The following is a 23,693-nucleotide window of genomic DNA, read 5'->3' as shown; positions in this document are numbered from 1 at the left end:
GGCGCAGGCTGGCGCTTTTTTAAAGGAGTAAACGACATGCTCGATCCCGCATTGGTCACGTGGCTCGATAGCGAGGCCGAAGCCCTCGATCTGGGCCATTGCGACCCACAGGCGGTGCTGGGGCAGTTGGCGGCGGCGCAGGTGTTGCGCGTTGGCATCGATGCAGCCCAGGGCGGCAGCGGTGGTAGCGTTGCTGACGCAGTGGAAACGGTTGCCAATGTCGCCAGCCATTCACTGGCGGCAGCCTTTGTGTTCTGGGGCCAGCGTGCCTTTATTGAGTACTTGTTGCACAGCCCTAACGCAGGCCTGCGCGAGCGCTTGTTGCCGAAATTGCTCAACGGTGAGCTGGCTGGTGCTACCGGACTGTCCAACGCCATGAAATACCTGTCGGGTATTGAAACGCTGCAGGTCCGAGGCCTGGCCGATGCCCAGGGCTGGACCCTCGACGGGCGCTTGCACTGGGTTACCAACCTGCGCAAAGGCGGTTTCGTCGTGGCCGCAGCGATTGAGGAAGAGGGCGCTTCGCCGTTTGTGCTGGCGATTCCTGACCATGCCAATGGGCTTACCCGCTCGGACGATCTGCAACTGATGGGCCTGCAATCGAGCAACACCGCGGCCTTGAACCTGGCGCAGGTCGCAATCAGCCGCGACTGGTTGCTGCATGACAACGCCAAGCAGTTCTTGCCGGCGGTACGGCCTTCGTTCCTTGGCTTGCAGTGCGGCATGGCCATCGGCCTTGCGCGGCGCTCGTTGCGTGAGGTAGAGGGCCATCTGCAAGGCATGCGGACCTTCCTCGGCGAGACGTTGAGTGTTTTGCGCGAACGCCTGGAAAACACCGTCGACGAATTGAAAGCGGGCCTATTGGACGGGCGTTTTCTCAGCCAGCCTGCCGCCTTGTTCAAGCTGCGCATCACCTTGGCCGAGACTGCTGCCGAAGCTGTGCAACTGGAGTTGCAGGCCAGTGGTGGTAAAGCCTACCTCAGTGCCCATGGCGCAGGCTTTGCCCGGCGCTGGCGCGAGTCGGCCTTCGTTCCGATTGTCACCCCAAGCCTGGTGCAGTTACGCGCCGAGTTGCAACGGCAGGCGTCGGCCGTATGAGCGACGTGTTGCTTGAAGCCCGTGGGGTCTGCCTTGGCTATCCGCGTGAGCAAGGCTGGCACAGTGTGCTGGAAGACTTTGATCTGCAACTGGCGCCAGGGGAGGTCATCACCCTTCTCGGGCCCAGTGGTGTTGGTAAGTCAAGCTTGCTGAGGGTGCTGGCCGGGCTGCAACAGGCTCGCAGCGGTAGTGTCAGCCTGCGGGGTGAGCCGTTGCAGGGGCCGCATCCGCGCCTGGCTGTCGCGTTTCAGGATCCCAGCCTGTTGCCGTGGCTGAGCCTGGAAAGCAACGTCGCTTTCGGCCTGGACTTTGCCCGGCAACCGAAACTTGCCGCCAGCGAACGCCGCGTCCGGATCGACCATGCCATCGAGGCCGTCGGCCTGCAGCATGCGCGTGAGCAGTATCCGGCCCAGCTGTCTGGTGGCATGGCGCAGCGTACCGCGCTCGCTCGCTGCCTGGCGCGCCAGCCACAAGTACTGTTGCTTGATGAACCGTTCGGTGCGCTGGACGAAGTCACCCGCGCCGACATGCAGCAGCTGCTGTTGCAACTGATCGCCCAGCACAACACGGCGGCGATCCTGATCACCCACGATATCGACGAAGCGCTGCTGTTGTCTGATCGCGTGCTGCTACTGGGCAACCACCCGGCGCGCACCCTTGGTCAATGGCATATCGACCTGCCGCACCCTCGCGGGCAACGGGTCGAGGAACTGGGCGCCCTGCGTATCGACATTCTCAAAACCCTTCGGCGGGCCAGCCGCACCCCTGAATCTATGTCTGAACCTTTGCCGCCGGAGACTGCCCATGTGCCTGGACGACTTCACTCACACGCGTCGTGACTTCATCAAACTCAGCGCTTTGCTGACTGCCGGTGGCGCCATGCCGCTGCTGAGCAGCCTGCAGGCGCGTGCTGCCAGCGATCCGGATGCACCGGTACGCATAGGCTACTTGCCGATCACCGATGCCACCCCCTTGCTTGTTGCGCACAACAATGGCCTGTTCGAGGCTGAAGGCATCAAGGCCGAACGACCAGTGCTGCTGCGCAGTTGGGCGCAGGTGATCGAGGCGTTCATCTCCGGTCAGGTCAACGTCATTCACTTGCTGTCGCCGATGACGGTCTGGGCACGTTATGGCAGCAAGGTGCCGGCCAAAGTGGTGGCCTGGAACCATGTGGGTGGCTCCGGCCTGACCGTGGCCCCGGGTATCACCGAGGTCAAACAGTTGGGTGGGCAGAGTGTTGCGATCCCGTTCTGGTACTCGATTCACAACGTGGTGGTGCAACAGTTGTTCCGTGACCATGGCCTGACGCCCGTGTCCAAGGCGACCACTGCCCAGTTAGCGGCCAATGAAGTCAACCTGGTGGTGTTGCCGCCGTCTGACATGCCACCGGCCCTGGCCAGCAAGCGGATTGCCGGCTACATCGTCGCCGAGCCGTTCAATGCCCTGGCCGAAGACCTCAAGGTTGGCCGGGTGCAGCGCTTTACCGGTGATGTCTGGCGCAACCATGCCTGCTGTGTGGTGTTCATGCATGAGCACGACCTGAACAACCGCCCGGAGTGGTCGCAGAAGGTGGTCAACGCCATTGTCAAAGCCCAGCTATGGACCCGCGAGCACCGCGCCGAAGCCGCCGCGTTGCTGTCCAAGTCCGGCCCTAACCGCTATACCCCGCACACGCCACAGGTGCTCAGTCAGGTGCTGGCGCCGACTGCCGACGCCCGCGCAGCCTACATCGCCAGTGGTGCCATCCAACATGCGCAGTGGGATGAAAAGCGCATCGACTTCCAGCCCTATCCATTCCCCAGTTACACCGAGGAATTGGTGCGGCGCTTACAAAACACCTTGATTGAAGGTGAACAGGGTTTCCTCGCCAGCCTCGATCCGCAACAGACGGCCCGAGACTTGGTGGATGATCGTTTCGTACGCAAGAGCATTGAAGCGGTAGGAGGGCTCAAGGCCTTTGGGCTGCCAGACAGCTTTGAGCGCAGTGAGGAGTTCGCGATCTGATGGGTAAACATGTAGTGCATGGCGCACTCGGTGCCGCCGGGCTGCTCGGTTTGTTGTTGCTGTGGTGGGTAGGTGTGCACCTGTTCGGTGAGGCAGAGGGCTTGTCGGCGCGATTCTCGCCGCAGGCCACACTGGCCAGCCTGGTCGAGCTGCTGGGGCAGGGCGAGGTGTATGAGCATGTGTGGGTTAGCCTCAAGCGCATCCTGGTCGGCCTGCTGCTGGCGTTGGTGATCGGTGTGCCGCTGGGGTTGTTGGTGGGTAGCTATCGCCATCTGGAGTCGGCGACCACGCCGGCCTTCCAGTTCTTGCGCATGATCTCGCCGTTGTCATGGATGCCGGTGGTCGTGATGCTGATGGGCGTAGGTGACCAGCCGATCTATTTCCTGTTGGCCTTCGCTGCACTGTGGCCGATTTTGCTCAACACGGCGGCCGGTGTACGCCAGCTCGACCCACGCTGGTTGCAGCTGAGCCGCAGCCTCAGTGCCACCCGCTGGGAGACACTGTGCAAGGTGATCCTCCCAGGTGTGATCGGCCATGTGCTGACCGGGGTGCGCCTGGCAATCGGCATCTTGTGGATCGTGCTGGTGCCGTGCGAAATGCTCGGGGTCAGCGCCGGGCTGGGGTATTTCATTCTCGACACCCGTGACCGCCTGGCCTATTCGGAGTTGATGGCCATGGTGTTGTTGATCGGCGTGCTGGGCTACATGCTCGACGCTCTGGCGCGCGGCCTGCATCGGCGTTGGGTGCATGCCTGAGGGGTGGTTTGAGCAGCGCCTGTGTCGGTTCTTGATGGAACTTGCTGTGGGAGCGGGCTTGCCCCGCGATGCGATGTGACTGAATGACCGCAATCGCGGGGCAAGCCCGCTCCTACCGGGGTAAGCCGCAGTAACAGCTTGAAGCTTTCATCTTCCACTGCCGATACGCGTCAGGCATGCACACGGCACAAGGCCGATACCCCGCTGCGATAGCGGATGGCTCGTCGAGAAAGAACACGCGGTGTTTTACATAACCGCCGCGTGCGATGGCCTTAAGTGCCGCGCGGCAATCAAGCGTTCCATATACCTTGCTGCGGCAGTGACCACCGAATTTGCCGGGTTGTGCGCTGGGGAAACGCTTTGCGTCACTCCCCATCAGCATCCAGACGCGTGCGTTGACCATATTCAACTCTCAATGCGAAGGGCAAGCCATGCGCACACTCAACGGGTGGGAACGCGCCACAGATACCAAGCGGCGATGGTGCGGTACGGTTTCCATTGTTCACCGATGTCGCGCATTTGCCGTGGCGTCGGTGCCTTCTCCAATCCCTTCAAGCGGCGGTAGCCTTCCCGCACACCAAAGTCATCCACTGGCAAGATGTCCGAACGCTCCAGGCTGTAGATCAGAAACATCTCAACTGTCCAGCGCCCCACACCGCGCAACGAAACCAGCCGCTCGATAAGCGCCGCGTCGCTCATCGACTTCGCCTCGACCAGGGTCGGTACCACGTCATCCAGGCGAGCCTGGGCAATACCGCGCAGAGTCGCCAGCTTCGTCGCGGAAAATCCACACGCTCTCTGCAGTTCAGGAGCGGTATCCAATAGTTGTTGTGGGCCCGGAAACGCCTGCTCGGGATACAGCGCGAGAAGACGAGACAGGATCGCATCGCCAGCTTTGGTGTGCAGCTGTTGATACGCAATTGCCCGAATAAGCGCCTCATAAGGCTCCCGGCCGGGTTTGGTTTCATGCCGGCAAGTGCCAGTGGCTGAAACGTGGCGTGCCCAGTCATCGTCCAGTGACTGCAAAAAACGTTCAGCGCGTACATAGGCTTCAGGCGACGTGTCGGCAAGGATAGTCATTTCAATTGTCTGCAAAGCCCAGGAAAAGTGCGGTTTGTGGAGGTTCTGCTGCAACGGCCTTTTGGTGCTCAGGCAGATTACTGCTCGCTTAAGGTAAAGACACTCCACTCCTTGCGATTGAATTCGTATTTTATCGTGACTCGGAACAGGGCTGCGCGCCCATGCTTAGCAGGTGGCCCGATTGAGAATGGCGCTGTGAACCGGCTATAGTCCAGCGCTTCTGCGTTGGCCATAGGAGGGCCGGATAATGAACGACTCGATTGAGCTCAATCGCCGCAACTGGGATGAACGGGCGCCGCTGCATGCGGCGTCCAGTGATTATGAAGTGGACAGGTTTATCGCCGACCCCGCGCACCTGTCCGAAGTGGTTCGTTTCGACCTGCCGCGACTGGGGAATATCCGCGGTTTGCGCGCGGTTCATCTGCAGTGCCACATCGGTACCGACACGCTGTCACTGGCCCGCCTGGGCGCGCAGATGAGCGGCCTGGATTTTTCTTCGCAGTCGCTGGTTCAAGCCCGTGCGTTGGCGCAAAAGGGCGGTGAGTCAATCGACTATGTCGAAGCGGATGTCTACGCGGCTGACAAGGTGCTGACGCCGGGCAGTTTCGATCTGGTGTATACCGGAATCGGGGCGTTGATCTGGCTGCCCAGCATCGAGCGTTGGGCACGCACAGTGGCCGCGTTGCTTAAACCGGGCGGGCGCCTGTTCCTGCGTGAAGGCCACCCGATGTTGCTGGCAGTCAACGAAGACCATCAAGACAAACTGGTGATCGAGTACCCCTATTTTGAGCGTGAGGCGCCCACGGTATGGGACAGTGACCAGACCTATGTCGAGACCCCGGTGTCGCTGACCGAAACCGTCACCCATGAGTGGAATCATGGCCTGGGTGAGGTGATCAGCGCCTTGCTTGAGCATGGTTTGCAAATCACTGCGCTGGTGGAGCACGACAGCATTCCCTGGGAGGCCTTGCCCGGGCAGATGGTTTTGAACGAAGACGGCGAGTGGTCGTTGGACAAGGACCGTTGGCGGCTGCCCCTGAGTTACACCTTGCAAGCGGTGAAGCAGCGCTAACGACAAATCGCGGTGCGCCGGTTCAGCCTTGCTGTGTCTTCGCCCGCGGTTTGCGTGCCGGCTTACCCGCTGCCGAACGTTTACGTTTGTTTTTCCATGGCGCCTTGGCGATTGGCGGCCCGCTGATGCTCAAGCTCAGCCCCGCGCAACGTTCAACTTGCTTGCTCATCCACGCCGATTGCTTGGCGACAAAGTCTTCCAGGCTCATTTCACCGCTTTGCACCATGTCCAGCGCCTGCTCCCAAATTGCGGTGGTGCCGGGGTCAGCGATGGCGCGGGGTACGGCGTCGATCAGGCTGAAAGCCGCAGGTGTGGCGCTCAGTGCTTTGCCATTTTTGACCAGGTAGCCACGGTCGAGCAGGCCCTGGATGATCCCGGCGCGGGTTGCTTCGGTGCCGATGCCGGTGGTGTCCTTGAGTTTCTGCTTGAGGCGCGGGTCGTCCACCAGTTTGGCGACGTTCTTCATGGCCTTGATCAGGTCGCCTTCGGTGAACGGCTTGGGGGGTTGGGTCCACAGGTCTTTGAGGTTGACCTCGGCCACCGCGCACGCCTGGCCTTGCTGCAGGGCGGGCAGCACCTGGGCGACAGGCGCCTCACGGCCTTTGGCCGGCGTCAGCGCTTCTGGCAGGGCCCGGCGCCAGCCTGGCTCGACGATCTGTTTGCCGACGGCGCGCAAGGCCTGGCCGGCGCAGTCGAAGTCTGCCTGGGTACGGTCGTATTCATGCTCTGGGAGAAACTGCGCCAGATAACGGGCGCGTATCAAGGTGTACACCGCTTTGTGCTTGGGCGGCAGGCGCGACGGGTCGCTGGCCGCGGCGGTGGGGATGATGCCGTGGTGGGCACTGACCTTGGCATCGTTCCAGGCCCGCGAGCGGCGTTGGGCCTGCAGGTGCGGCTGCAACGGGGCCAGGCTGGCGTCGGCGCGCAGCAATGCTGCAAGGATGGCCGGGGCCTCAGTGTGTTGGCTCAGCGGCAGGTAGCCACAGTCACTGCGTGGGTAGGTAATGAGCTTGTTGGTTTCGTACAGCGCCTGCGCGATATCGAGGGTTTCCTGGGCGCCGAGCCCGAGCTTCTTCGAACACAGTTCCTGCAGGGTGCCGAGGTCGAAGGGCAGCGGCGCCGCTTCACGAACGCGCTCGGTTTTTACCTTGACCACCTGTGCGCTGCTGGCCTGACTGATGGCGGCGGCCGCCTGTTGGGCCAGGGCCTGGTTGAGGCAGCGGCCCTGTTCGTCGCAGGTGTCTTCAGGGGCACGCCATTGTGCATTGAAACGTGTGCCCGCACTTTCCAGCAGCACATCGATGGCCCAGAACGGCACCGGCACGAAGTTGGCAATGCTACGGTCGCGATCCACCACCAGGCGCAGGGTCGGCGTTTGCACCCGGCCGACCGGCAGCACGCCCTGATAGCCAGACTGGCGCCCGAGCAGCGTAAACAGGCGGCTCATGTTCATGCCGATCAGCCAGTCGGCGCGTGAGCGGCCGAGGGCGGAATGGTACAGGCTGAAGGTTTCGCTGCCGGGTTTGAGTGCGGCCAGGGCCTTGCGGATGGAGGCGTCATCCAGGGCGGATAACCACAGGCGACGGATCGGCCCACGGTAGCGGCAATGTTCGACCAGTTCGCGGGCGATCATTTCGCCTTCGCGGTCGGCGTCGGTGGCGATCACCAGTTCCCGGGCTTCGCCCAGCAGGCGCTTGACCGCCTTGAACTGGCTGGCGGTTTTCGGCTTGACCAGCATTTTCCATTGCGCGGGGATGATCGGCAGGTCGGCCAGCACCCAACGTTTATAGCGGGCGTCGTAGCTGTCGGGCGGTGCGGTTTCGAGCAGGTGGCCGATGCACCAGGTGACGGTCACGTCAGTACCCACCCAGCAACCATCGCCACGACGGTTGGCGCCGAGGACTTTGGCGATGTCTTTGGCCTGGGAAGGCTTTTCGCAGAGGAACAGGCGCATGCCGAACAATCTTTGGCTGGAAATGGCCATAGGATGCGCATACGGGGCAGGCCTGGCAAGTTTTATCTGTATGGATGTACAGCTTTATGTTGCCGGCCTGCTCCGCGTTGGTGCAACTAAACTGCACCCCTTACAGGCGGCTGGCCTCCAGCGCCTGGCTCAGGTCGGCAATGATGTCATCGCTGTGCTCGATACCGATCGACAGGCGCACCATGTCCCGCGGCACACCCGCACGCTGCAGTTCTTCATCATTGAGCTGGCGGTGGGTGGTGGAGGCTGGATGGCAGGCGAGAGACTTGGCGTCGCCAATGTTGACCAGGCGTACCACTAACTGCAGGGCGTCGATAAAACGTGCACCGGCCTCTTGGCCACCTTTGATCCCGAACGACAGAATCGATGCCGGCTTGCCTTCGGTGTAACGCAGGGCCAACGCATGTTCCGGGTGATCGGGCAGGCCGGCATAAGCGACCCAGGCAACCTGCTCGTGATTTTGCAGGTAATGGGCAACCTTCAAGGCGTTTTCGGTATGACGCTCCATACGCAGGGCCAGCGTTTCCAGACCCTGCAGGATCAGGAAGGCGTTAAAGGGTGATAACGCAGCACCGGTGTTGCGCAGCGGCACCACTCGGCAGCGTCCGATAAAGGCTGCCGGTCCGAAGGCTTCGGTGTAAGTCACACCGTGGTAAGACGGGTCGGGGGTGTTGAGCAGCGAGAAGCGTTCCTTGTGCTCAGCCCAGGGGAACTTGCCGGAATCGATGACGATGCCGCCTATGCTGGTGCCGTGGCCACCGATGTACTTGGTCAGCGAGTGCACGACGATGTCGGCACCGTGTTCGAACGGGCGGCAGAGGATCGGCGTGGCCACCGTGTTGTCGACGATCAGTGGCACACCGTGGCGGTGAGCGGCGTCGGCCAACGCCTGAAGGTCGACAATATTACCGGCCGGGTTGCCGATCGACTCGCAGAACACCGCCTTGGTGCGGCTGTCGATCAACGCTTCCAGGGCTGGGATGTCATCGTGTGCGGCGAAGCGGGTTTGAATGCCGAAACGCGGCAAGGTGTGTGCGAGCAGGTTGTAGGTACCGCCGTACAATTTGGCCACCGAGACAATATTATCGCCCGCTTCGGCCACGGTCTGAATCGCATAGGTAATGGCGGCCATTCCTGAAGCCACCGCCAGCGCGCCCACGCCGCCCTCAAGCGCAGCCATGCGCTGCTCCAGCACATCGTTGGTCGGGTTCATGATTCGGCTGTAGATGTTGCCGGCGACTTTCAGGTCGAACAGGTCGGCACCGTGCTGGGTGTCGTCGAAGGCGAACGACGTGGTCTGGTAGATGGGGACCGCGACAGCCTTGGTGGTCGGGTCGGGGCTAAAGCCCGCGTGGATGGCCAGGGTTTCCAGCTTCATGCAATCGTTCCTTGAGACACGGGGGAGGGGCTAGAGCATGGAGTGGCGCCTCCGTGGTGGTCAAGGGCAAAGGCTAACCGGCCTTGCGCAGCGTCAGGTTGATACGCAACTCGCCCATCTGCGGATGAACACCTGGCTTGAGCGGCAGCACGCCGTGGAAGCGCAACCGGTCCTCGCCTCCCCAGACCAGTACATCACCATGGTGCAGGGGGATACGTTGAGTCGACGCATTGCGGGTATGCCCGCCGAACAGAAATACCGCAGGCAGCCCCAGCGACACCGACACGATCGGTTGGGAGAAATCGCGTTCGTCGCGATCCTGATGCAGGCTCAGGCGAGTGCCGGGCCGATAACAGTTGACCAGACAGGCATCGGGCTGAAAATCGCTGAACCCGGCCAGGCTTGCAGCGTGATTGGCAAGCAGCACAAGCGCCTCGGGAATCACGGGCCATGGCCGCTGAGTCAACGGATCGATGCCGCTGTAGCGGTAACCCTGACGATCACTGACCCAACCCAAGGCACCGCAGTTGGTCAGCGCCACGGCCATCTTCAGACCACCGGGTGTGTACATGTGTCGAAACGGCGCCTGGGCAATCACTTCGCGCAGCATCGGCAGCAGCGCTTGCACTTGGGGCAAAGCGAAGCCTGGCAAAACCATTGCTTGCGTGCCGACCCGATACGGTTGGGGAGGGTCGTGGGGAGCGAACAGATCCAGCTCGGTTTGCATCATCGGCGGCAGGTTGCAGTGCGGGTAAGTGTGATGGCCTGTATGATAAGGCGCTTTACGCTGGGTGGGGCATCCCGAACCTTGCGTTCGAACCCCGTAATAAAGGGGCCTACGCTGTCCTTGAAGAAAAAAATAAACTTTTTGAATTCAAGGGGTTGCCAGCTCAAACGAATGAGTCCATAATTGCGTCCATCGAAAACGAGGCAGCTGAAAAGCCCAGCGTTTTCAAGGAGATAGCAGCGTTATCGAGTTGTTTCCTTAAAGAGTTGTATATGTTTGAGATCGCTGTTTTTGAGGGTCTTGGGCATTTGAGGCCGAGTAGCAAAGTGGTTATGCTCCGGATTGCAAATCCGTCTACGCCGGTTCGATTCCGACCTCGGCCTCCATTATTGAAAGCCCCGCAGATTAACGTCTGCGGGGTTTTTCGTTTGGGGCTGGAAAAGGCAGCAGTTCCGAAACTTTTAGGATGAAGTTCCAAAACTTCAGCCTTTGACAGCATTTGCAATGGCGCTGTATCCAGCCTTTTTTTCACGCCATTCATTTCCAGCACAATGCTCAGTCGTTCGGTGTGGCTGATCGATTTGCTGGGGGCATGGGGATAGCTCGGCAAATTGCGGCTAAAGTCATTTGACCTACAAAAGGAGGGCTGATGATGGAATGCTTCGTATGCAGTGCTGAATCAGAAAAACTTCCAATACTTGGAGACTGGACTGAGCTCCGGTGTAGCGATGGCTGCGGGCACTACCGACTTTCTGGAACGCTAGAGCGGCTGCTGTCCGTCAATCAGCAGAGGCTTGATGTAGTTCGGACCAGGGGGTGGCTGGAAGCCAGCAGGGTGACGCGTCCGATTCCCATGATCACCGACTTAACGGCAATCTACGCCTAAGCAACTCGGGAAAAGTCGGGTGAGTCATTCGTCCATCCGACCATCGGCATCAGTGATCATTCATTCGCTTCAGGCGACGTGCTCTACACGCAGATGCGCTTGCCGCCTTACGCCAATGCAAACTTTACGCATTAAGCACTGTGTTTCCGGACAATCGCTCTCGATGCTTTGACCTTTCAGCATTACGCTATGCGGCGTTCTCTTGTTCATGGAAGTTCAAATGCTCAAACGTTCTGCTGTGCTTGTGCTCTTGGCAATGGCGATCTCGGCTTGCCAGCCAAAATGGAAACCGATGACAGAGGAGGAAGCTGAACAGCAGCGAGCGTTTGCCGAAGCGCTATGGGCCAAAGACCGGGCCAAGCATCCCAGCTATGAAGAATGGCTCAGCGGTCAGATCAGCCCCAATCGCTCAGTAGAGCAGAATGTGGTGCAGCTGATGTCGAAGTCGCTGGAACGGTGTCTGGATAAGCGTGCCGACACGTCTGCAATTGGCTGTAGCAAACAGTCGACATCCATCGTAGACAGTTACTACTTCGACAACTACTACACCTCAAGCAAGAAACCGCCCGCAGGGTACCTTACCGTCAGCCATGCTTACTTGAAGTGGTCTTCGTTGATGGATGCGATTGCCTTTCCGGCATCCAGGGATGTGATTGCAGAGCGTGCTTTGCAGGCGCGCGAGGCAATCCTGCGTGCGTCCTTCCCCGGGCTTTGATCGCTCAGTTCGAATCTGCATGTCGTTCGCTGTCGGTGAGATCGGCAACGCGTGCAGCTTCTTGGCGTCCGCTGGCAGGGCGCAGCCCCATTATTGATACCAAAGCTTGAAGCTTGAAGCTTGAAGCTTGAAGCTTGAAGCTTGAAGCTTGAAGCTTGAAGCTTGAAGCTTGAAGCTTGTAGCTTCAGCCTTCATCGCTGCTCGCGTGTGCCCAACACATCGCGAATGTTGTCCACCACGTTGCTGTCTTTGATCACATCACTCAGCCAGCCTTCCAGTGGCATGTTGCCCCATTTGATGGCGCGTTCGATCAGGTAGGGGACCGGGCTTTGTGGCTCGCTCTGTTTGAAGAACTGAGCAATACCCGCAAGCATGGTGAAAGCTTCGTCACGGGTCAGGGGTGTGGTACGCATGGCCGCAGGTGCAGCGGGTTGAGCAGGTGTCGTCATCGGATCACCAGGTTCGGTGGCAGGGGTATTCGCGGCACTGGGCTCAGACACAGGCGCTGCGACGGGGTGCAGTTCCACTCCGCGGTCCTTGAGCAGTTTTTCCGCCAGTTGGTTGGCCCGCAACAGCATATCGGCAAGGCCAGAGAAGCTCGGTGCTTCGTTGCCGAACAGGCGCTCGCAGGTGGCTTGCAGACGATGGCAGGCCTGAAGGCTGTCGGCAACCTGCAGGGCCTTGCTGCGCAGGTGTTCTGTGTCGCTCAGAGCCACCGAACGCTGGAAGATTTCGGCGTTGATCTTGCCTTCGTCCAATGCCGTTTGCATCGCTTTGGCATTTTGCAAGGCAAGGTTCTCGACATGGCGTGATTCGTCATAACGCAGCACGCCAAAATGCTGCCCTTGGGTAATCGGCAAGGTACCGGCAATGTCAGTGAGGGTGGTTTTCAGCCAGGACAATCGCGCCGCGCGTTCGTCCAGACCGTCTTCAAGCGAGGGGTAGGCGGTATCCCAGTAGGCTTCCAGTATCTGTTCGGTCAGATCGAGACCGAACGTGATTCCCTGAAAATGTTCGCGTTGGGCCAGGCCTTCGCTGAGCCAGGCCACCAGCATCAGGTCTTTGCTTTGTTGTGTAAGCCCTTGGGCCGAGAGGTTGATGGCTTTTTCCCAGTCGGCAGTCTTCAGGTCGGTTTGCCAGTCGCCTTGGGTCAGGTATTCAGGGTCTGCCCGGCGTGCCTCCTTGATCTGGTCGAACAAGGCGGAGAAGCTCAAGTCTTCTCCGCTGCCACCATCGATCGGCGCGGTCAGCTCAGTCAGCGAAAGGCCGTTGAGGAATTCAGGCATAAATCACTCTGGTCAGGGGAAGGGAAGCGCGCCGGCCAGGCCGGCACGCTGCGGGTTACGGGCCGTTTGCACGGCCCATGACAAGCCAATGCTTAAGCGAAGACTTTGTTTGCGGTGCGATCCCAGCCGCCAACGATGTTGCCGCCAGCTTGGCCGTCGGTACGGTTCTGTTGGGTGTAGGTGGTTTTGATGCGGGCGAAGTTGAAGCTGATTTCTTCGATCGGCAGGTCGCTGACGGCCTTGTCTTCACCACCCTGGTTGCCACCAGCGATGAAGTTGACCGACGACACCACGACTTCTTCCATGTCGATAGTCAGGTAGGTGACCTTGTCGCCACCGGCGCGGTTGACGTTCAGCTTCAGCTTGGCAATGTGCTTGCCGGTGCAGCAGTGCTCGAACAGCTTGGCCGAGGCCTTGTCGACAGCTTTGCGGATTTTGAAATCGCTCAGTGCCACGCGCTCGGAAGACGCGCCGCCCGAGGAGCTGGCGGTTGCCGAGGTGGCCTGGGTGGCGCCGTACTCGTAGCCCAGCACTTCGATCCAGTCCTTGTGTTTTTCATCCAGTACTTCGCCTGGGATGCCGTCGATTTGGATGTACGCGTCAAATGCCATTGTGAAACTCTCCATTAACATCACATGTAGGGTCGCTCATGCGTCCCTTGGTTTGACCTCTCTGAACGCTTCAGCAGAGGTAGCTTGCCGTTACCCCGGCCTCCTCCTGTGAGGCCCGGGTGACCGGTTCTTGCGTAGGCCTCAGTTGAGGCCACGCACTTCGATTTCCACCCGCCGGTTGGGCTCCAGGCACTTGATCAGTTGCGTCCGCGGTTGCTGCATGTCGCAGTTGACCAGTGGTTTTCGACTGCCCTCGCCACGCGCAACCAGCAGGTCGGCGGGCACGCCCTTGCCGACCAGGTAGGTGCGGATGGTCTGTGCCCGTTGCTTCGAGACCTGCAGGTTGCCTTGTGGGTCGCCGAGCTGGTCGGCGTGGCCGGTAATGATGATCTTGCCGACATTGGGGGTATTCAGCAGTTTGCTGGCGATAGCACTGAGCGGGTTTTGCCCTTCGTTGCGCAGGCTCTGGAAGTCGGCGCGGCCAAAGGCGAAGAGGGTGTCGGACTCCAGCGTGATGGTCTCGATGGCGCGCAGTGACTGGGCCTGCAGGCTGTTGATGTAGTTGCGCGAACTGGATATCAGGAAGGCGTTGTCGAGGATGCGCGGCACGTCTGTTTCGTGGATCTGATCGCTGTAGAAGGTGATCTGGCGGCTGGCGTACAGGTAGTCCTCGTGGCTGTCATCAGCACTGGCGGCAACGGCCATGCGCTTGCCGGTATCGCGGGCAATGGCCGGGTACCAGTAATCCGGCAGATGTGCCTTGAGGAACGCCGGGTCGGCCGTTTTGCGCTGGGCCGGCGAGAGCATCACGTAGGTGTCCAGGGTTGCCTTGCCGAAATCGGCAATCGACTGCGCGCGGTTGTCATGCGGCAGGGCTTCTGCCTCGACGCTGTCGACACCGCTCACCGGCTGCAGGGTGTGGGTAGTGCGCTGGTAGACCTTGAGCGTAGTCAGCAGGTACAGGGTACGCGTGAGGTTGTCTGCTGTGGGCTTGAGCATCACATTCTGCAGCGTGGCGAAGTAGCGGCTACGCAGCAGTGGCTCGACGGCATACCCCTGGTACAGCCCCAGACGCATACTCAGCGGCACGCCCTGCTGGTGCTGCTGATAGTAGTGCTCGGCCCAGCTGCGCAGGCGATCGAGGCTGTGCCAGGCGGTGTACTGGTCGGTGGCGTTGCTGTCCTCTGCCTTCGCCTGAGTCAGTTCGGCGGTGATGGCGGCCAGGGTGTTGCGATTGTTGAGGTATGACCAGCCCCACAGGCTGCAGAGCATCAGGCCCGCGAGGCTGGCGGCACCTACCCAGGCGGCCTTGCGCCGGCGTTCGCGTTGGTTGCTGGTGTACAGCGCCACCAAATGCTGGTCGGGGATGATCACCTTGCGGAACAGGCTATTGATGAACAGCGGTGCCGGATGGCTGGCAGCATTGGCACCCCCCTGGCCGTGCTCAAGGGCGAAGCGCTCGGCAACATGCTGGGTATGGCTGCCCCACAGGGCCTCGTCGGTTTCCAGTGCCGCGGTGAAGTAGAAACCGCGCAGCAATTCGGCGTGCTGGTACGGATTGGCGCGCAGCAGGCTGTCGGCGAACTGTTGCAGGCGTGGTTTGAGCGCGGCCAACTCCAGGGGGAAGCGGTAGGTAGCGTTGTTTTGCCGGGTAACCTGGATGTCTTGCTGGACCAGTTGTTGGCTCGCTACCTGCTGCCAGTAGCCGGTGAGCTCGTCCATGGCTTCGCCGAAGCGTTGGCCCCAATCTGCCTGTTGGTAATGCTTGTGCGAAAAGGTCTTGCCCATCACCTCGCCGCGCGCGGCATCGTCCAGCTGACGGTAGAACGAGGTGAACCCGGGAATCAGATCGCATTTGGTGAATACCAGATAGATCGGCAGGCGCACTTCGAGCAGTGCTGCGCTTTCCTGGATGCGTTCGCGCAGACGTTTGGCCACACGCTCCCGGTCTTCGGTTGAACCCTGCAGGATGTCGGCGATGCTGACGCTGACGATCAAGCCGTTGAGCGGACGGCGTTGTCGGTGCTGACGTAACAGTTGCAGAAACCCGCGCCATTTGCCGGCTTCTTCCGGGCTGTTCATGTAGCGGCCGGCAGTGTCAAGCAACACGGCTTCGGAGCTGAAGAACCAGTCGCAGTTGCGCGTACCGCCCAGCCCTGCGACTCGGACGCCTTCGCGCTCGGCATAGGGAAAGTTGAGCCCCGACTGCAGGATCATGGTGCTTTTACCGGCGGCGGGCTGGCCGATCACCAGGTACCAGGGCAGGGAATACAACGCGTCTTTAGCCGGGGTGCCGCGTGGTTTATTGCCCTGCAGGCGCTCGAGGCTCTGCAGCAGTCGCTCACGCAGCAGGCTGATCTCTTCACGGTCGGCCGGGGTGGCGTTGAGCACCGCCTGATCGGCATCGTCGCGCAGTAACCCTTCGAGGTTGTGGTGCTGGCCGACACCGCGGTACAGCAACAGTACATAGCCCGCCGACAGCAGCAGGAATACGCCGATACCTGCCAGTAGGCTATGCAGCGAGGCGAAGCCCAGGGCGCGGCCTGCAGCCCAGACCAGAAAAATCGCCAGAAAGAATACCACACCCAGCAGGTAGGGTTGGTAGCGCAGGCAGTAGTACTTGATCTTGTTCATACAGGCGTCACATCCAGCGTCTCGACGAACTGGCCGATGACGTGTTCAAGAGGTCGGTCGTAATCCGGTGCACAGGGCGGCAGCGCCATTGGGCTGAGCAGCTCCAGATGCAGGTGTGTTTCGCTGCTGCCACTGAGCAGGCGATAGGCGCTGCTGGTGTGACGCGATGGGAAGCAGTACAGCCGTGGGAGCATGAAATCATCGGCCAACAGGCTCACTGCCGGCACGTGGTGGCACCCGCTCATTCGCGTCAGCCAGGTCAGCCAGAGGTCGGCGGTGGGGTTTTTCAGGCCGCGCTCGGCCGGCAGGGGCAGTTCAATGCCGCCTGCGAAGTCGCTGTGCAGCGACGCTCTGATCATTTGCAGGCGTGCCAGCGCCGTGGCGCTGTCAAAGGTCGGCCACGAGCCGTGAAGTGCACGGGCGATGTCGCTGAAGCTGAAATCATGCAGGAACTTGGCATGTACACGACGGAACAAGTCCAGGTCCTGGGTTTGCAGCAGGCGCAGCGCCTTGATCTGCTCGAACAAAGTGGCGGGCTCGCTGCCATGCACCGCCTGGTGGAGCAGGGGCTTGATCTGGGCGCTGAACAGTTCGCCAAGGGTGAACGGGTTGAGCAGCGTTTCACCTTCCTGGCCCTTGAGTAGCTGGAAGATGAAAAAGGGGTAGCGCCGTTCGCTGCTATCGCGCGAGCTGAGAAGGCCGCCCAGCAGCCAGTTGCCATTGCACGCCCGGTAACTGAAAAAACACATCGGCAATGAGTCGAACAACGCCTGCCAGTCGTCCTGGTGGCGCATGGCCGCCAGCGAAGATTGCAGCCAGGCGTCGAACTCCCGGACTTCTTGCGCCGCACCCTGCAGGCTGACGAAGTCCGCGCTCGACGGAAGCTTGCCGAAACAACCGATCATTGTGCGCCCCTGCCGGTATCGTTGAGCGCGCTGAGGGCCTTTACGTCACCCAGATCGGTCAGTTTGACGCCACCGAAATTACGGACCACCAGGCTGACCCGGCCGTTGGCGGTGTTCCAGCTGAAGCGTTGCTGGATGCCATCGAGGTCGTCGACCCGAGCGCTTTCGTTCATACGTAGCAGGCCCCAGCGCCCTGGGAAGTCGAAGACGGTCAGCCGCGCGCCACTCAGGGTGACCACGTCCAGGCGTGCACCTGGTGCGTTGCTGGTTCCCGGCCAGGCGAAGCGGTTCCAGCTGCTGCGGCCGTTGCGGTAGTGCTGCTCCTGGCCATCGAGGGTAAACACGATGTCGGTGAAGTTGGCTGATGGTTCGAGCATGACCTCGAAGCCGTTGTCGCGGTCCGACAGGCTGGCGATCACCTGGCCCAGGGAGCTAGCCTTGTCGATGCTTCTGAGCATGGCTGGATTGACCAGCGCCGTTGCCTTGCCGTCGCTCAGACCGAGACCTTCACCACCGGAGAGGTTGCCGATTTCGTTGCGCTTGAAGGTCGGCAACAGACCATTGTCGGGGTCTACAAAGCGTTGCAGGTCTTTGACCGAGGCTTCGTTGCGACTACCGCTGGCAATCGGGTAACGATGTGCCATGACCTGTTCCCATGGCTTGGCGATCTGCTGCGCCCAGGCCTTGGCGATTTGTTGTCCTGCCGGGTCGCGCAAGGTTTCCCAGGCGTACTGAACAGGCAGGCTGAACAACCCTTGAAGTGAGCGCGACAGGCCGTCCTGGCTGGTGTCGACGCTGGTTTCCACGTAATTGCGCACGGTGGTCACTTCGCTCGGCTGGCCTTCCAGGGTTTCGCTGATCAACTGCTTGCTGCTTTTGCCCACATCCTGCGAGCGCTGGATGTTGTTCATGCGCACCTTGAGTTTGCGCAGGGCCGCCAGGTAGCGGTCCATGATGGTGCTATCGGCGCCTTCGGCATTGTTTGCGGCGAATACCCGCGCTACCGGTTCGAAGCGCTTGGCCAGGCTGCCATCGTCGATCATCGGCAGCACTGGGACGCTGGTGGCGGGCAAGGTGTCGTTGTGCTCGAACAGGCCGCTGACCTTGCTCCAGAAACCGTCATCGCGGGCTGTGCCGGGGCTCGGGATTTCTCGTTTGACCGGCAGGTCCCACTGGGTATTGTCGTTGACCGCTGCCAGCAGGTTTTTAACCGGCGAGTTTTGTACGTCGCTGAGCAGCCCCAGCTGTTGTGTTGCTGAAGCCAGGTCGGCGAAGTGGCGCACGCCAACACTGCTGACCATCTTGTACCAGGCTTGGGCGTAATCACGTTTGTAGCGGGCCATGAACTCGCGCACGAAATTGGCTTTCTGCACGATGGCATCACCGCCTTCACCGTCCAGTACCCAGTCCGATTCGTTGCGCAGGTTGCCCGACACCAGCTTGATCAGCTCGGGTTTGACGAAGGTCTCCCAGCCCTGGCGGGTGTAGATCGCCGGTACGCCGGCGGAGCCGTACAGCAGTGCGCGACCGGGCTGCGGTACCAGGTCGTTGAGGCTCAGGGCCGGAAACTGGCGGCTGGCTTCGAGCTGCAGGCGCAGGTATTCGCGATCTACCAGCGAACTGGCGATCATGAATGACTTGAGGTTCTGCCGGGTTTCGCTGATCAATGGCTCGTTGCGGGGCAGCGATGGTGCCAGGCCTTGTTCAAGCAGTTGCACATACCGCGGGGCATTCTCGTCGATCACGCCTTTTTCCGCCGAAACACCTGCACTGGCCCATGCCTGGGGCAGGCTGGCGGTGATGAAGGCCGGGTCCGGGTGTGCCTGCGGCTCAGTCAACAGCAGGTACAGCTTGAGGATGTTGTAGGCATCGATGATGGATGCCACCTGTTGCTCATCCAGGCGCCCGAGCATTTCTTCGGAGAGCGACAGGCCGCCGGTGGTGGCTGACAGCTCAGCGGCATCGCTGGCAGTGGCCAGGTTGACCTTGGTTGCCACTGCCGGTGGCAGGGCCTTGCCGTTGCGCAGCTTTGGCGTAGGTGCCGGGGTGAACTCCAGCGTCTGGTTGACCTGATTGGTCAGGGTATTGAACGCGCGCAACTGCACCTGCAGGTCACGCGTGATCGGTTCCAGCGCCTGGCTGCGAAGTTGTGCCAGGTAGGCCGTACCGGTGAGCTGATGAATCACCTCGCCCTGGTACAGACCAGCCCCCAGTCGCAGCGGCACACCTTGCAAGCGATGAGCCTCTACGTTCGTCATTTGCTGGCGCAGCACTTCCAGGCCTTTGCCAGCGGCCAGCAGTTGCTCGCGATCACTCGATTGTTCGATCTGCACCAATTGCTCGCGCAAGCCCTGCAGCCATTGGCGGTTATTGGCAAACGACAGACCCTGCCAGGCGATAAACAGCCCCCCGGCTGCCACGGCCAGGCCCAGCAGCAGTGGGCTGAATGCGCTGTGGCGGCCTTTGCCCGACTGGTACAGCGTGAGATCGCGATCGGGGAAAATCACCTGGCGAAAGGTATCGGTGATGAAGTAGCTGCGGTTGCCCTGAGGCGTGCCCGAAGCCTGTGCACCGTCGTCGTAGGCGGCCTGCAAGGCGAAGTCTTCGGCGATGGCGTCTTCGTAGACTTGGCTCAGGTGCTGGCCGGTCTGCAGCGCACTGGTGAAGTACAGACCGCGCAGCAACGGGGAGGTGGTGTGGTTGCCTTGGGTGAAGTGCTTCAGGAACGGCTCAAGTACGCCGCTGAGTTCGGCGAAATACTGCGGGAAGTTCAGCAGGGTGCTGTCGGCCTCGGCGCCGAGGGCGATCATCTGTGCGTCTACATGCTGACGAATATGGCGCTGCAGGCTGTTCAAACGGGTTTCGAGTACCGTGTGCAAGCCATGGTCACGGATTTCGGCCAGGCCGAAGGTCATGCCCAGTGGTTGTTGGCGCTCGTGCAGGTTGAGGCCTTCGAATGCCTGATTGAAGCCTGGCAGTTGGTCCGTCTTGCTCAGCATCAGGTAGACCGGCGGGTTGGCGTCCAGGCACTCGGCGTATTCTTCTACCCGCGCCACCAGCTGCGCAGCCAGCGCTTCGCGCTCATCGCTGTTGGCGGCCAGCAACTCGGGCAGGCTGACCACCAGCACCAGGCCATTGATCGCCGCCTTGCCGCGTTGCTTGCGCAGCATCCGCAAAAAGGCCGAGAACTCGCTGGCCGACTGGTCATCGCGCAGGTAGCGGCCAGCGGTGTCGATCATTACTGCATCGCGGCTGAAGTACCAATCACAGTGCTGTGTGCCGCTTTCACTGTCATGGGCTGTGGCAATGCTGGCCGACAGACCTGAGTGAGTCAGCAGCGACGTTTTGCCTGCCGCCGACATGCCGACCACCAGGTACCAGGGCAGGTCAGATAGCGCCGCCTTGCCGCCGCCTCCGGCGGAGCGGTCGGTGCGTAGCATGGCGATGGCATGCTTGAGGCGCTCGCGCAGTACCTGTTGGTCACGGAACTCGCCGGTGGCGTTCCAGGAGCGGTCGACCTCGATCTGCAGCAGGTTCTCCAGGTTGTGCTCGGCGCGGATACGCTGGTACTGGCGCAGCACGATCAACAACAGGAAGCAGGCGCTGACAATGGCCAGCGCCTCCGGCACATGCTGGTTCAGCCACGGCACCAGCGGCGCGAACAACCAACAGATCAGCAGGCTCGCCAGCCACAACAGTGGCACGAGAATCCAGAAACTCTTCAACAGACGCAATAGTGTTTTCATGTCTTCCTGACTCGATTACCTGAACGGTGCTCAGGCACTGAACAACTGGTGGATGAGTTCGGAAAGGGCGGTGACGTCCTTGTCCAGCAACCAGTCGAGCGTCAGGTACACCGCTGCGCAGACCAGCGCGATCAACGCCAGGTACACCCACAGCGGCACCTCGTGGCGCAGCATCTGCGACACCTGGTCTGGCAGGGCCCAGTCTGGCGACAGTGCCTTTGGTGGCTTGCGGTAGCGGGCGATGTCCTGGCCCAGGGTGTTGGCCAGGTAGCGCAGTTGGTCTTTCTGGCCGAGGCTGAATTTGCCTTCGAAACCCAGCGCCAGGCACAGGTGGTAGACCTCGAGCACGTCGATGTTCTGTTTGACGTCGGCGCGTAGCGCCTCGATCTTCTCGAAGAAACCTTCACCGGCCAGGTGCACGCCGAAGTAGCGGAACTGCAGCGGCTGCAATTCGAAGTGCCGGCGCAGTTCGCTGTCTCCGGCGCGCAGCACGCTTTCGTCAAGGAAGGCGCACAGCGCGTACTGGGTATCTTTGACCTGCTCGACACTGTAATTGGCGGCACGGGCACTGCGCTCAAGGTCGGCAAAAAAACGCTCGACGCTGTTTTCAAAGGCCGCTACCGACGTCACCTGGCGCCCACGGCGCACAATCAGTGCCATGCTGATGAAGTCTTGGACCAAGCCTTTGAGGGTTGGTCTGTCGTTGGCGGCCGCGACGGCGTCCTGTTGCAGTACGGCTTCGGTCATTTGAGCACCGCCATCAGTTCGAGCTTGAGGTTGGTAAAGGCGCTGGGCGCATAGAAGCTGATGGCCTGGGCGTTCATCATCCGCTCATAGACCGAGCCATGGGGCTCGATGGCGAAGTACTGGTTGTCCAGGCGCACCGGGATTGCATTGGGCAGGCGTGCGGCATGATTGAGGGTGACGCCAGGCATGGCGCTGTTGACCACCACTTCGATGTCTTCCGGCGAGCCGACCTTGAATGCTCTGGGCACCAGTTCCAGCAGGCTGGCGCCGGGCATGTCGGCATGCACCGAAATATAGAAATCTGCCTCGGTCAGGCGCGGATCACGCAACTGGCCTTGCCAGTAGGACGGCTTGGTCTGGGTCAGGTTGATGACGATGCACTGGTTAGGCACGACGTTGTCGAGCATTACCCGAATCATCTCGTCGAGCTTGGCCAGTGAGGCTGCCGGGTCGTGGTGGTCGTACTCGGGGATGTCGCTGAGCTGGGTGTCCAGGGTGAAGGTCAGCAGGCCGCCGGCCAGGTCGGCAAGGAACAGGTACAGGCGCTCAGGGTGCAGGCGCGGATGCGCCAGCAGATGAGCCAACTGCGGGTGGGCGCGGTTGACCGTGTTGAGCAACCAGAACAGGGTGACGTCGCTGGCGCCGAACTCGGCGATCTGATCGGCTCGCTCACGGCGCCGCCCCGACAGGGCCTTGCTCTTGGCCTGCAGGGCACCGAGCAGGCGCTTGCCGATGCTCGCCAGGGTTTCGTGATTGCCCAGGTGCAGGGTCGGGTGAACGAAATGCGGGTCGAGGTTGAAACCGCCCATGCTGTTGCGCGTCAACTTGGCCAGCGGGCAGTGGCTGTAGCCATCGAGGCTGTCACCGTCGACCAGCAGCACCACATTCAGGCGCAGGCTGGTGATTTCGTTTTCCAGCTCACCTTCGTTGAGGTCGGGCAGGGTGTCGAATTGCTTGCGAAAGCGTCGCGCGGCCTTGTGCTCCTGGCCGTCTTCGACGTAGTTGAGGCCGAAGGCTTCGGGCAGTTTCAGCGCAGCATAAACCTTCAGGTCGTTGGCCTTGAGCAGGTCTTTGAGGTCGCGCGCGGCGGGCAGAGGGTCGTGCTGCGGCGCGTCGTACAGGCTGCCATCGGGGAACACCAGCTTCAGGCGTTTGAGCTGCAGCGACCCATTGCTCAGGGCGTCCTCGTCCACCTGGAGTGCTTGCACACCCCAGTGGAACGGCGTAGTGCGCAGGGTCGCCTCGGCCAACTGGTGCTGGTGGAACTCATCCTGATACTGAAAGTGCTGGGGCAGCAAGAACATGCCTTCCGACCACATCACCCGGCTCTGCTTGCTCATTTGACGCTATCCACTAAAGAGTTGAAGGTTGAATCCATCGCGTTGCGCGCCGACTGGGTGGTGGCGTCGCTGGCCTTGTCGATCACCGCGTCCTGAACCTTGTCGACGAGGGGTAGCGGTGCAGTTTTTTGCTGCGTGGCGGCCAATTGCTCGGCAGTGGGCGGTTTGTTCAGCACATCCACACCGCGCATTGCGGTGATCTCGGTGTTGTCCACCAGAATCCGCAGGCCGTCGGAGGAGAACCAGATGCCGTCCTTGCGCAGCGAGTTGGCGTCGAAGGCGACCTTCCAGCGGGCATCCTGTTCATCGCGGAAAAAAGCCGCCACGCCGACGTAGCGGGCGCTTTTGGCCAGCGGCCACTGGTCGATCTGGCCGATACCCGGCAGCACGGTGATCTCGCGGGCTTCCACCAGGGTGTTGCCCAAGGCTTTTTCCGGTGCCTCCCAGAGAGTGTCAGCGTCAGCCGCGACGAACCGTTCGAGGTCGCTCAACTGGTACACGCGCATCACCACCGACAATGGCTTGCCGTCGGCATCAGGGTTGAGCTGGTTGCCACCATCGGAGGTGAGAATCACCTTTTCGCTGTCGGCGAGCATGTCGGCTGCCCAACTGTCTTGCATGCGCTTGCCGATGCGGTCGGTGACCCCGCAGCCGACCAGCGCCAGCAGCAGGGCAGCGGCAGTCAGGTGCTTGAGGGCGGTGTGCTGGTGTTGCATGACGGCTAA

Annotated in this window: 18 protein-coding genes and 1 tRNA gene; 7 read left to right on the top strand and 12 right to left on the bottom strand. The window is 61.0% G+C overall.

The window, feature by feature from the left end; translation table 11 throughout:
* Positions 1-36 precede the first annotated feature (36 nt).
* From E1573_RS01010 to E1573_RS00995, 4 genes are read left to right on the top strand one after another with little or no spacing between them, the layout of a single operon-like run.
* On the top strand, positions 37-1,098 hold the full coding sequence (locus E1573_RS01010) for an acyl-CoA/acyl-ACP dehydrogenase (protein WP_133209722.1): 1,062 nt from the start codon (positions 37-39) through the stop codon (positions 1,096-1,098).
* Complete coding sequence (locus tag E1573_RS01005) at positions 1,095-1,937, top strand: ABC transporter ATP-binding protein (RefSeq protein WP_133209720.1); 843 nt, start codon at positions 1,095-1,097, stop codon at positions 1,935-1,937. Before E1573_RS01010 ends, E1573_RS01005 begins: the two co-directional genes overlap by 4 nt.
* Positions 1,903-3,102 carry an ABC transporter substrate-binding protein gene (locus tag E1573_RS01000; protein ID WP_133209718.1) on the top strand — a complete coding sequence of 400 codons (1,200 nt, stop codon included), beginning with the start codon at positions 1,903-1,905 and terminating at the stop codon, positions 3,100-3,102. Before E1573_RS01005 ends, E1573_RS01000 begins: the two co-directional genes overlap by 35 nt.
* On the top strand, positions 3,102-3,857 hold the full coding sequence (locus E1573_RS00995; protein WP_133209716.1) for an ABC transporter permease: 756 nt from the start codon (positions 3,102-3,104) through the stop codon (positions 3,855-3,857). The genes E1573_RS01000 and E1573_RS00995 overlap by 1 nt, the downstream gene beginning before the upstream one ends.
* A 441-nt stretch (positions 3,858-4,298) precedes the next feature.
* On the opposite strand, the gene E1573_RS00985 is transcribed toward E1573_RS00995, so the two are convergent.
* Complete coding sequence (locus E1573_RS00985; RefSeq protein ID WP_133210244.1) at positions 4,299-4,937, bottom strand: DNA-3-methyladenine glycosylase; 639 nt, start codon at positions 4,935-4,937, stop codon at positions 4,299-4,301.
* A 247-nt stretch (positions 4,938-5,184) separates the two neighbouring features.
* On the opposite strand from E1573_RS00985, the gene E1573_RS00980 reads away from it, so the two are divergent.
* Positions 5,185-6,009 (top strand): bifunctional 2-polyprenyl-6-hydroxyphenol methylase/3-demethylubiquinol 3-O-methyltransferase UbiG, encoded by an 825-nt coding sequence (locus E1573_RS00980; RefSeq protein WP_133209712.1) that lies wholly within the window; start codon positions 5,185-5,187, stop codon positions 6,007-6,009.
* 22 nt (positions 6,010-6,031) lie between these two features.
* Here the strand turns inward: E1573_RS00980 and E1573_RS00975 are convergent, their stop codons facing one another.
* From E1573_RS00975 to alkB, 3 genes are all read right to left on the bottom strand, one after another.
* Positions 6,032-7,963 (bottom strand): DNA topoisomerase III, encoded by a 1,932-nt coding sequence (locus E1573_RS00975; RefSeq protein ID WP_133210242.1) that lies wholly within the window; start codon positions 7,961-7,963, stop codon positions 6,032-6,034.
* A 130-nt stretch (positions 7,964-8,093) separates the two neighbouring features.
* Positions 8,094-9,371: a bifunctional O-acetylhomoserine aminocarboxypropyltransferase/cysteine synthase gene (locus E1573_RS00970; RefSeq protein WP_133209710.1), complete on the bottom strand. Its 1,278-nt coding sequence runs from the start codon at positions 9,369-9,371 to the stop codon at positions 8,094-8,096.
* Positions 9,372-9,444: 73 nt separating this feature from the next.
* Positions 9,445-10,101: a DNA oxidative demethylase AlkB gene (alkB, locus tag E1573_RS00965; RefSeq protein ID WP_133209708.1), complete on the bottom strand. Its 657-nt coding sequence runs from the start codon at positions 10,099-10,101 to the stop codon at positions 9,445-9,447.
* 309 nt (positions 10,102-10,410) lie between these two features.
* On the opposite strand from alkB, the gene E1573_RS00960 reads away from it, so the two are divergent.
* Together E1573_RS00960 and E1573_RS00955 are read left to right on the top strand one after the other, a co-directional pair.
* Positions 10,411-10,484: transfer RNA gene (locus E1573_RS00960), tRNA-Cys, on the top strand.
* A 720-nt stretch (positions 10,485-11,204) separates the two neighbouring features.
* Positions 11,205-11,699, top strand: coding sequence for a hypothetical protein (locus tag E1573_RS00955; protein ID WP_133209706.1), 495 nt, complete (start codon positions 11,205-11,207; stop codon positions 11,697-11,699).
* A 191-nt stretch (positions 11,700-11,890) separates the two neighbouring features.
* Here E1573_RS00955 and tssA read toward each other — a convergent pair whose 3' ends face one another.
* The 8 genes from tssA to tssJ form a co-directional block, all read right to left on the bottom strand.
* Positions 11,891-12,985, bottom strand: a complete 1,095-nt coding sequence (gene tssA, locus E1573_RS00950; protein ID WP_133209704.1) for a type VI secretion system protein TssA — start codon at positions 12,983-12,985, stop codon at positions 11,891-11,893.
* Between the two features lie 92 nt (positions 12,986-13,077).
* On the bottom strand, positions 13,078-13,596 hold the full coding sequence (locus E1573_RS00945) for a type VI secretion system tube protein Hcp (RefSeq protein ID WP_133209702.1): 519 nt from the start codon (positions 13,594-13,596) through the stop codon (positions 13,078-13,080).
* A gap of 141 nt (positions 13,597-13,737) precedes the next feature.
* Entirely contained in the window at positions 13,738-16,230 is a 2,493-nt protein-coding gene (tssM, locus tag E1573_RS00940) for a type VI secretion system membrane subunit TssM (protein WP_133209700.1), read from the bottom strand.
* A complete protein-coding gene (gene tagF, locus E1573_RS00935) occupies positions 16,227-17,135 on the bottom strand; it encodes a type VI secretion system-associated protein TagF (protein ID WP_133209698.1) in 909 nt (302 codons plus the stop codon). The genes tssM and tagF overlap by 4 nt, the downstream gene beginning before the upstream one ends.
* Complete coding sequence (locus tag E1573_RS00930) at positions 17,132-20,881, bottom strand: type VI secretion protein IcmF/TssM N-terminal domain-containing protein (RefSeq protein ID WP_133209696.1); 3,750 nt, start codon at positions 20,879-20,881, stop codon at positions 17,132-17,134. Before E1573_RS00930 ends, tagF begins: the two co-directional genes overlap by 4 nt.
* Positions 20,882-20,911: 30 nt before the next feature.
* Positions 20,912-21,628, bottom strand: coding sequence for a type IVB secretion system protein IcmH/DotU (icmH, locus tag E1573_RS00925; RefSeq protein WP_133209694.1), 717 nt, complete (start codon positions 21,626-21,628; stop codon positions 20,912-20,914).
* Positions 21,625-22,968, bottom strand: coding sequence for a type VI secretion system baseplate subunit TssK (gene tssK / locus E1573_RS00920; protein WP_133209692.1), 1,344 nt, complete (start codon positions 22,966-22,968; stop codon positions 21,625-21,627). Before tssK ends, icmH begins: the two co-directional genes overlap by 4 nt.
* Positions 22,965-23,684, bottom strand: coding sequence for a type VI secretion system lipoprotein TssJ (tssJ, locus tag E1573_RS00915; RefSeq protein ID WP_133209690.1), 720 nt, complete (start codon positions 23,682-23,684; stop codon positions 22,965-22,967). Before tssJ ends, tssK begins: the two co-directional genes overlap by 4 nt.
* Positions 23,685-23,693: the final 9 nt, after the last annotated feature.

Origin of the sequence: Pseudomonas sp. H9 (genome assembly GCF_004353925.1) — a bacterium.
GTDB lineage: Bacteria > Pseudomonadota > Gammaproteobacteria > Pseudomonadales > Pseudomonadaceae > Aquipseudomonas.
Note: the sequence above shows the minus strand (reverse complement) of the source record. Positions and strands in the feature narration are given on the sequence as shown.

What these genes read in the sequence shown, in the direction of transcription:
- E1573_RS01010 (WP_133209722.1), top strand. Translation starts at nt 37, where the DNA reads ATGCTCGATCCCGCATTGGTCACGTGGCTCGATAGCGAGGCCGAAGCC.
- E1573_RS01005 (WP_133209720.1), top strand. Translation starts at nt 1,095, where the DNA reads ATGAGCGACGTGTTGCTTGAAGCCCGTGGGGTCTGCCTTGGCTATCCG.
- E1573_RS01000 (WP_133209718.1), top strand. Translation starts at nt 1,903, where the DNA reads ATGTGCCTGGACGACTTCACTCACACGCGTCGTGACTTCATCAAACTC.
- E1573_RS00995 (WP_133209716.1), top strand. Translation starts at nt 3,102, where the DNA reads ATGGGTAAACATGTAGTGCATGGCGCACTCGGTGCCGCCGGGCTGCTC.
- E1573_RS00985 (WP_133210244.1), bottom strand. Translation starts at nt 4,937, where the DNA reads ATGACTATCCTTGCCGACACGTCGCCTGAAGCCTATGTACGCGCTGAA.
- E1573_RS00980 (WP_133209712.1), top strand. Translation starts at nt 5,185, where the DNA reads ATGAACGACTCGATTGAGCTCAATCGCCGCAACTGGGATGAACGGGCG.
- E1573_RS00975 (WP_133210242.1), bottom strand. Translation starts at nt 7,963, where the DNA reads ATGCGCCTGTTCCTCTGCGAAAAGCCTTCCCAGGCCAAAGACATCGCC.
- E1573_RS00970 (WP_133209710.1), bottom strand. Translation starts at nt 9,371, where the DNA reads ATGAAGCTGGAAACCCTGGCCATCCACGCGGGCTTTAGCCCCGACCCG.
- alkB (WP_133209708.1), bottom strand. Translation starts at nt 10,101, where the DNA reads ATGATGCAAACCGAGCTGGATCTGTTCGCTCCCCACGACCCTCCCCAA.
- E1573_RS00955 (WP_133209706.1), top strand. Translation starts at nt 11,205, where the DNA reads ATGCTCAAACGTTCTGCTGTGCTTGTGCTCTTGGCAATGGCGATCTCG.
- tssA (WP_133209704.1), bottom strand. Translation starts at nt 12,985, where the DNA reads ATGCCTGAATTCCTCAACGGCCTTTCGCTGACTGAGCTGACCGCGCCG.
- E1573_RS00945 (WP_133209702.1), bottom strand. Translation starts at nt 13,596, where the DNA reads ATGGCATTTGACGCGTACATCCAAATCGACGGCATCCCAGGCGAAGTA.
- tssM (WP_133209700.1), bottom strand. Translation starts at nt 16,230, where the DNA reads ATGAACAAGATCAAGTACTACTGCCTGCGCTACCAACCCTACCTGCTG.
- tagF (WP_133209698.1), bottom strand. Translation starts at nt 17,135, where the DNA reads ATGATCGGTTGTTTCGGCAAGCTTCCGTCGAGCGCGGACTTCGTCAGC.
- E1573_RS00930 (WP_133209696.1), bottom strand. Translation starts at nt 20,881, where the DNA reads ATGAAAACACTATTGCGTCTGTTGAAGAGTTTCTGGATTCTCGTGCCA.
- icmH (WP_133209694.1), bottom strand. Translation starts at nt 21,628, where the DNA reads ATGACCGAAGCCGTACTGCAACAGGACGCCGTCGCGGCCGCCAACGAC.
- tssK (WP_133209692.1), bottom strand. Translation starts at nt 22,968, where the DNA reads ATGAGCAAGCAGAGCCGGGTGATGTGGTCGGAAGGCATGTTCTTGCTG.
- tssJ (WP_133209690.1), bottom strand. Translation starts at nt 23,684, where the DNA reads ATGCAACACCAGCACACCGCCCTCAAGCACCTGACTGCCGCTGCCCTG.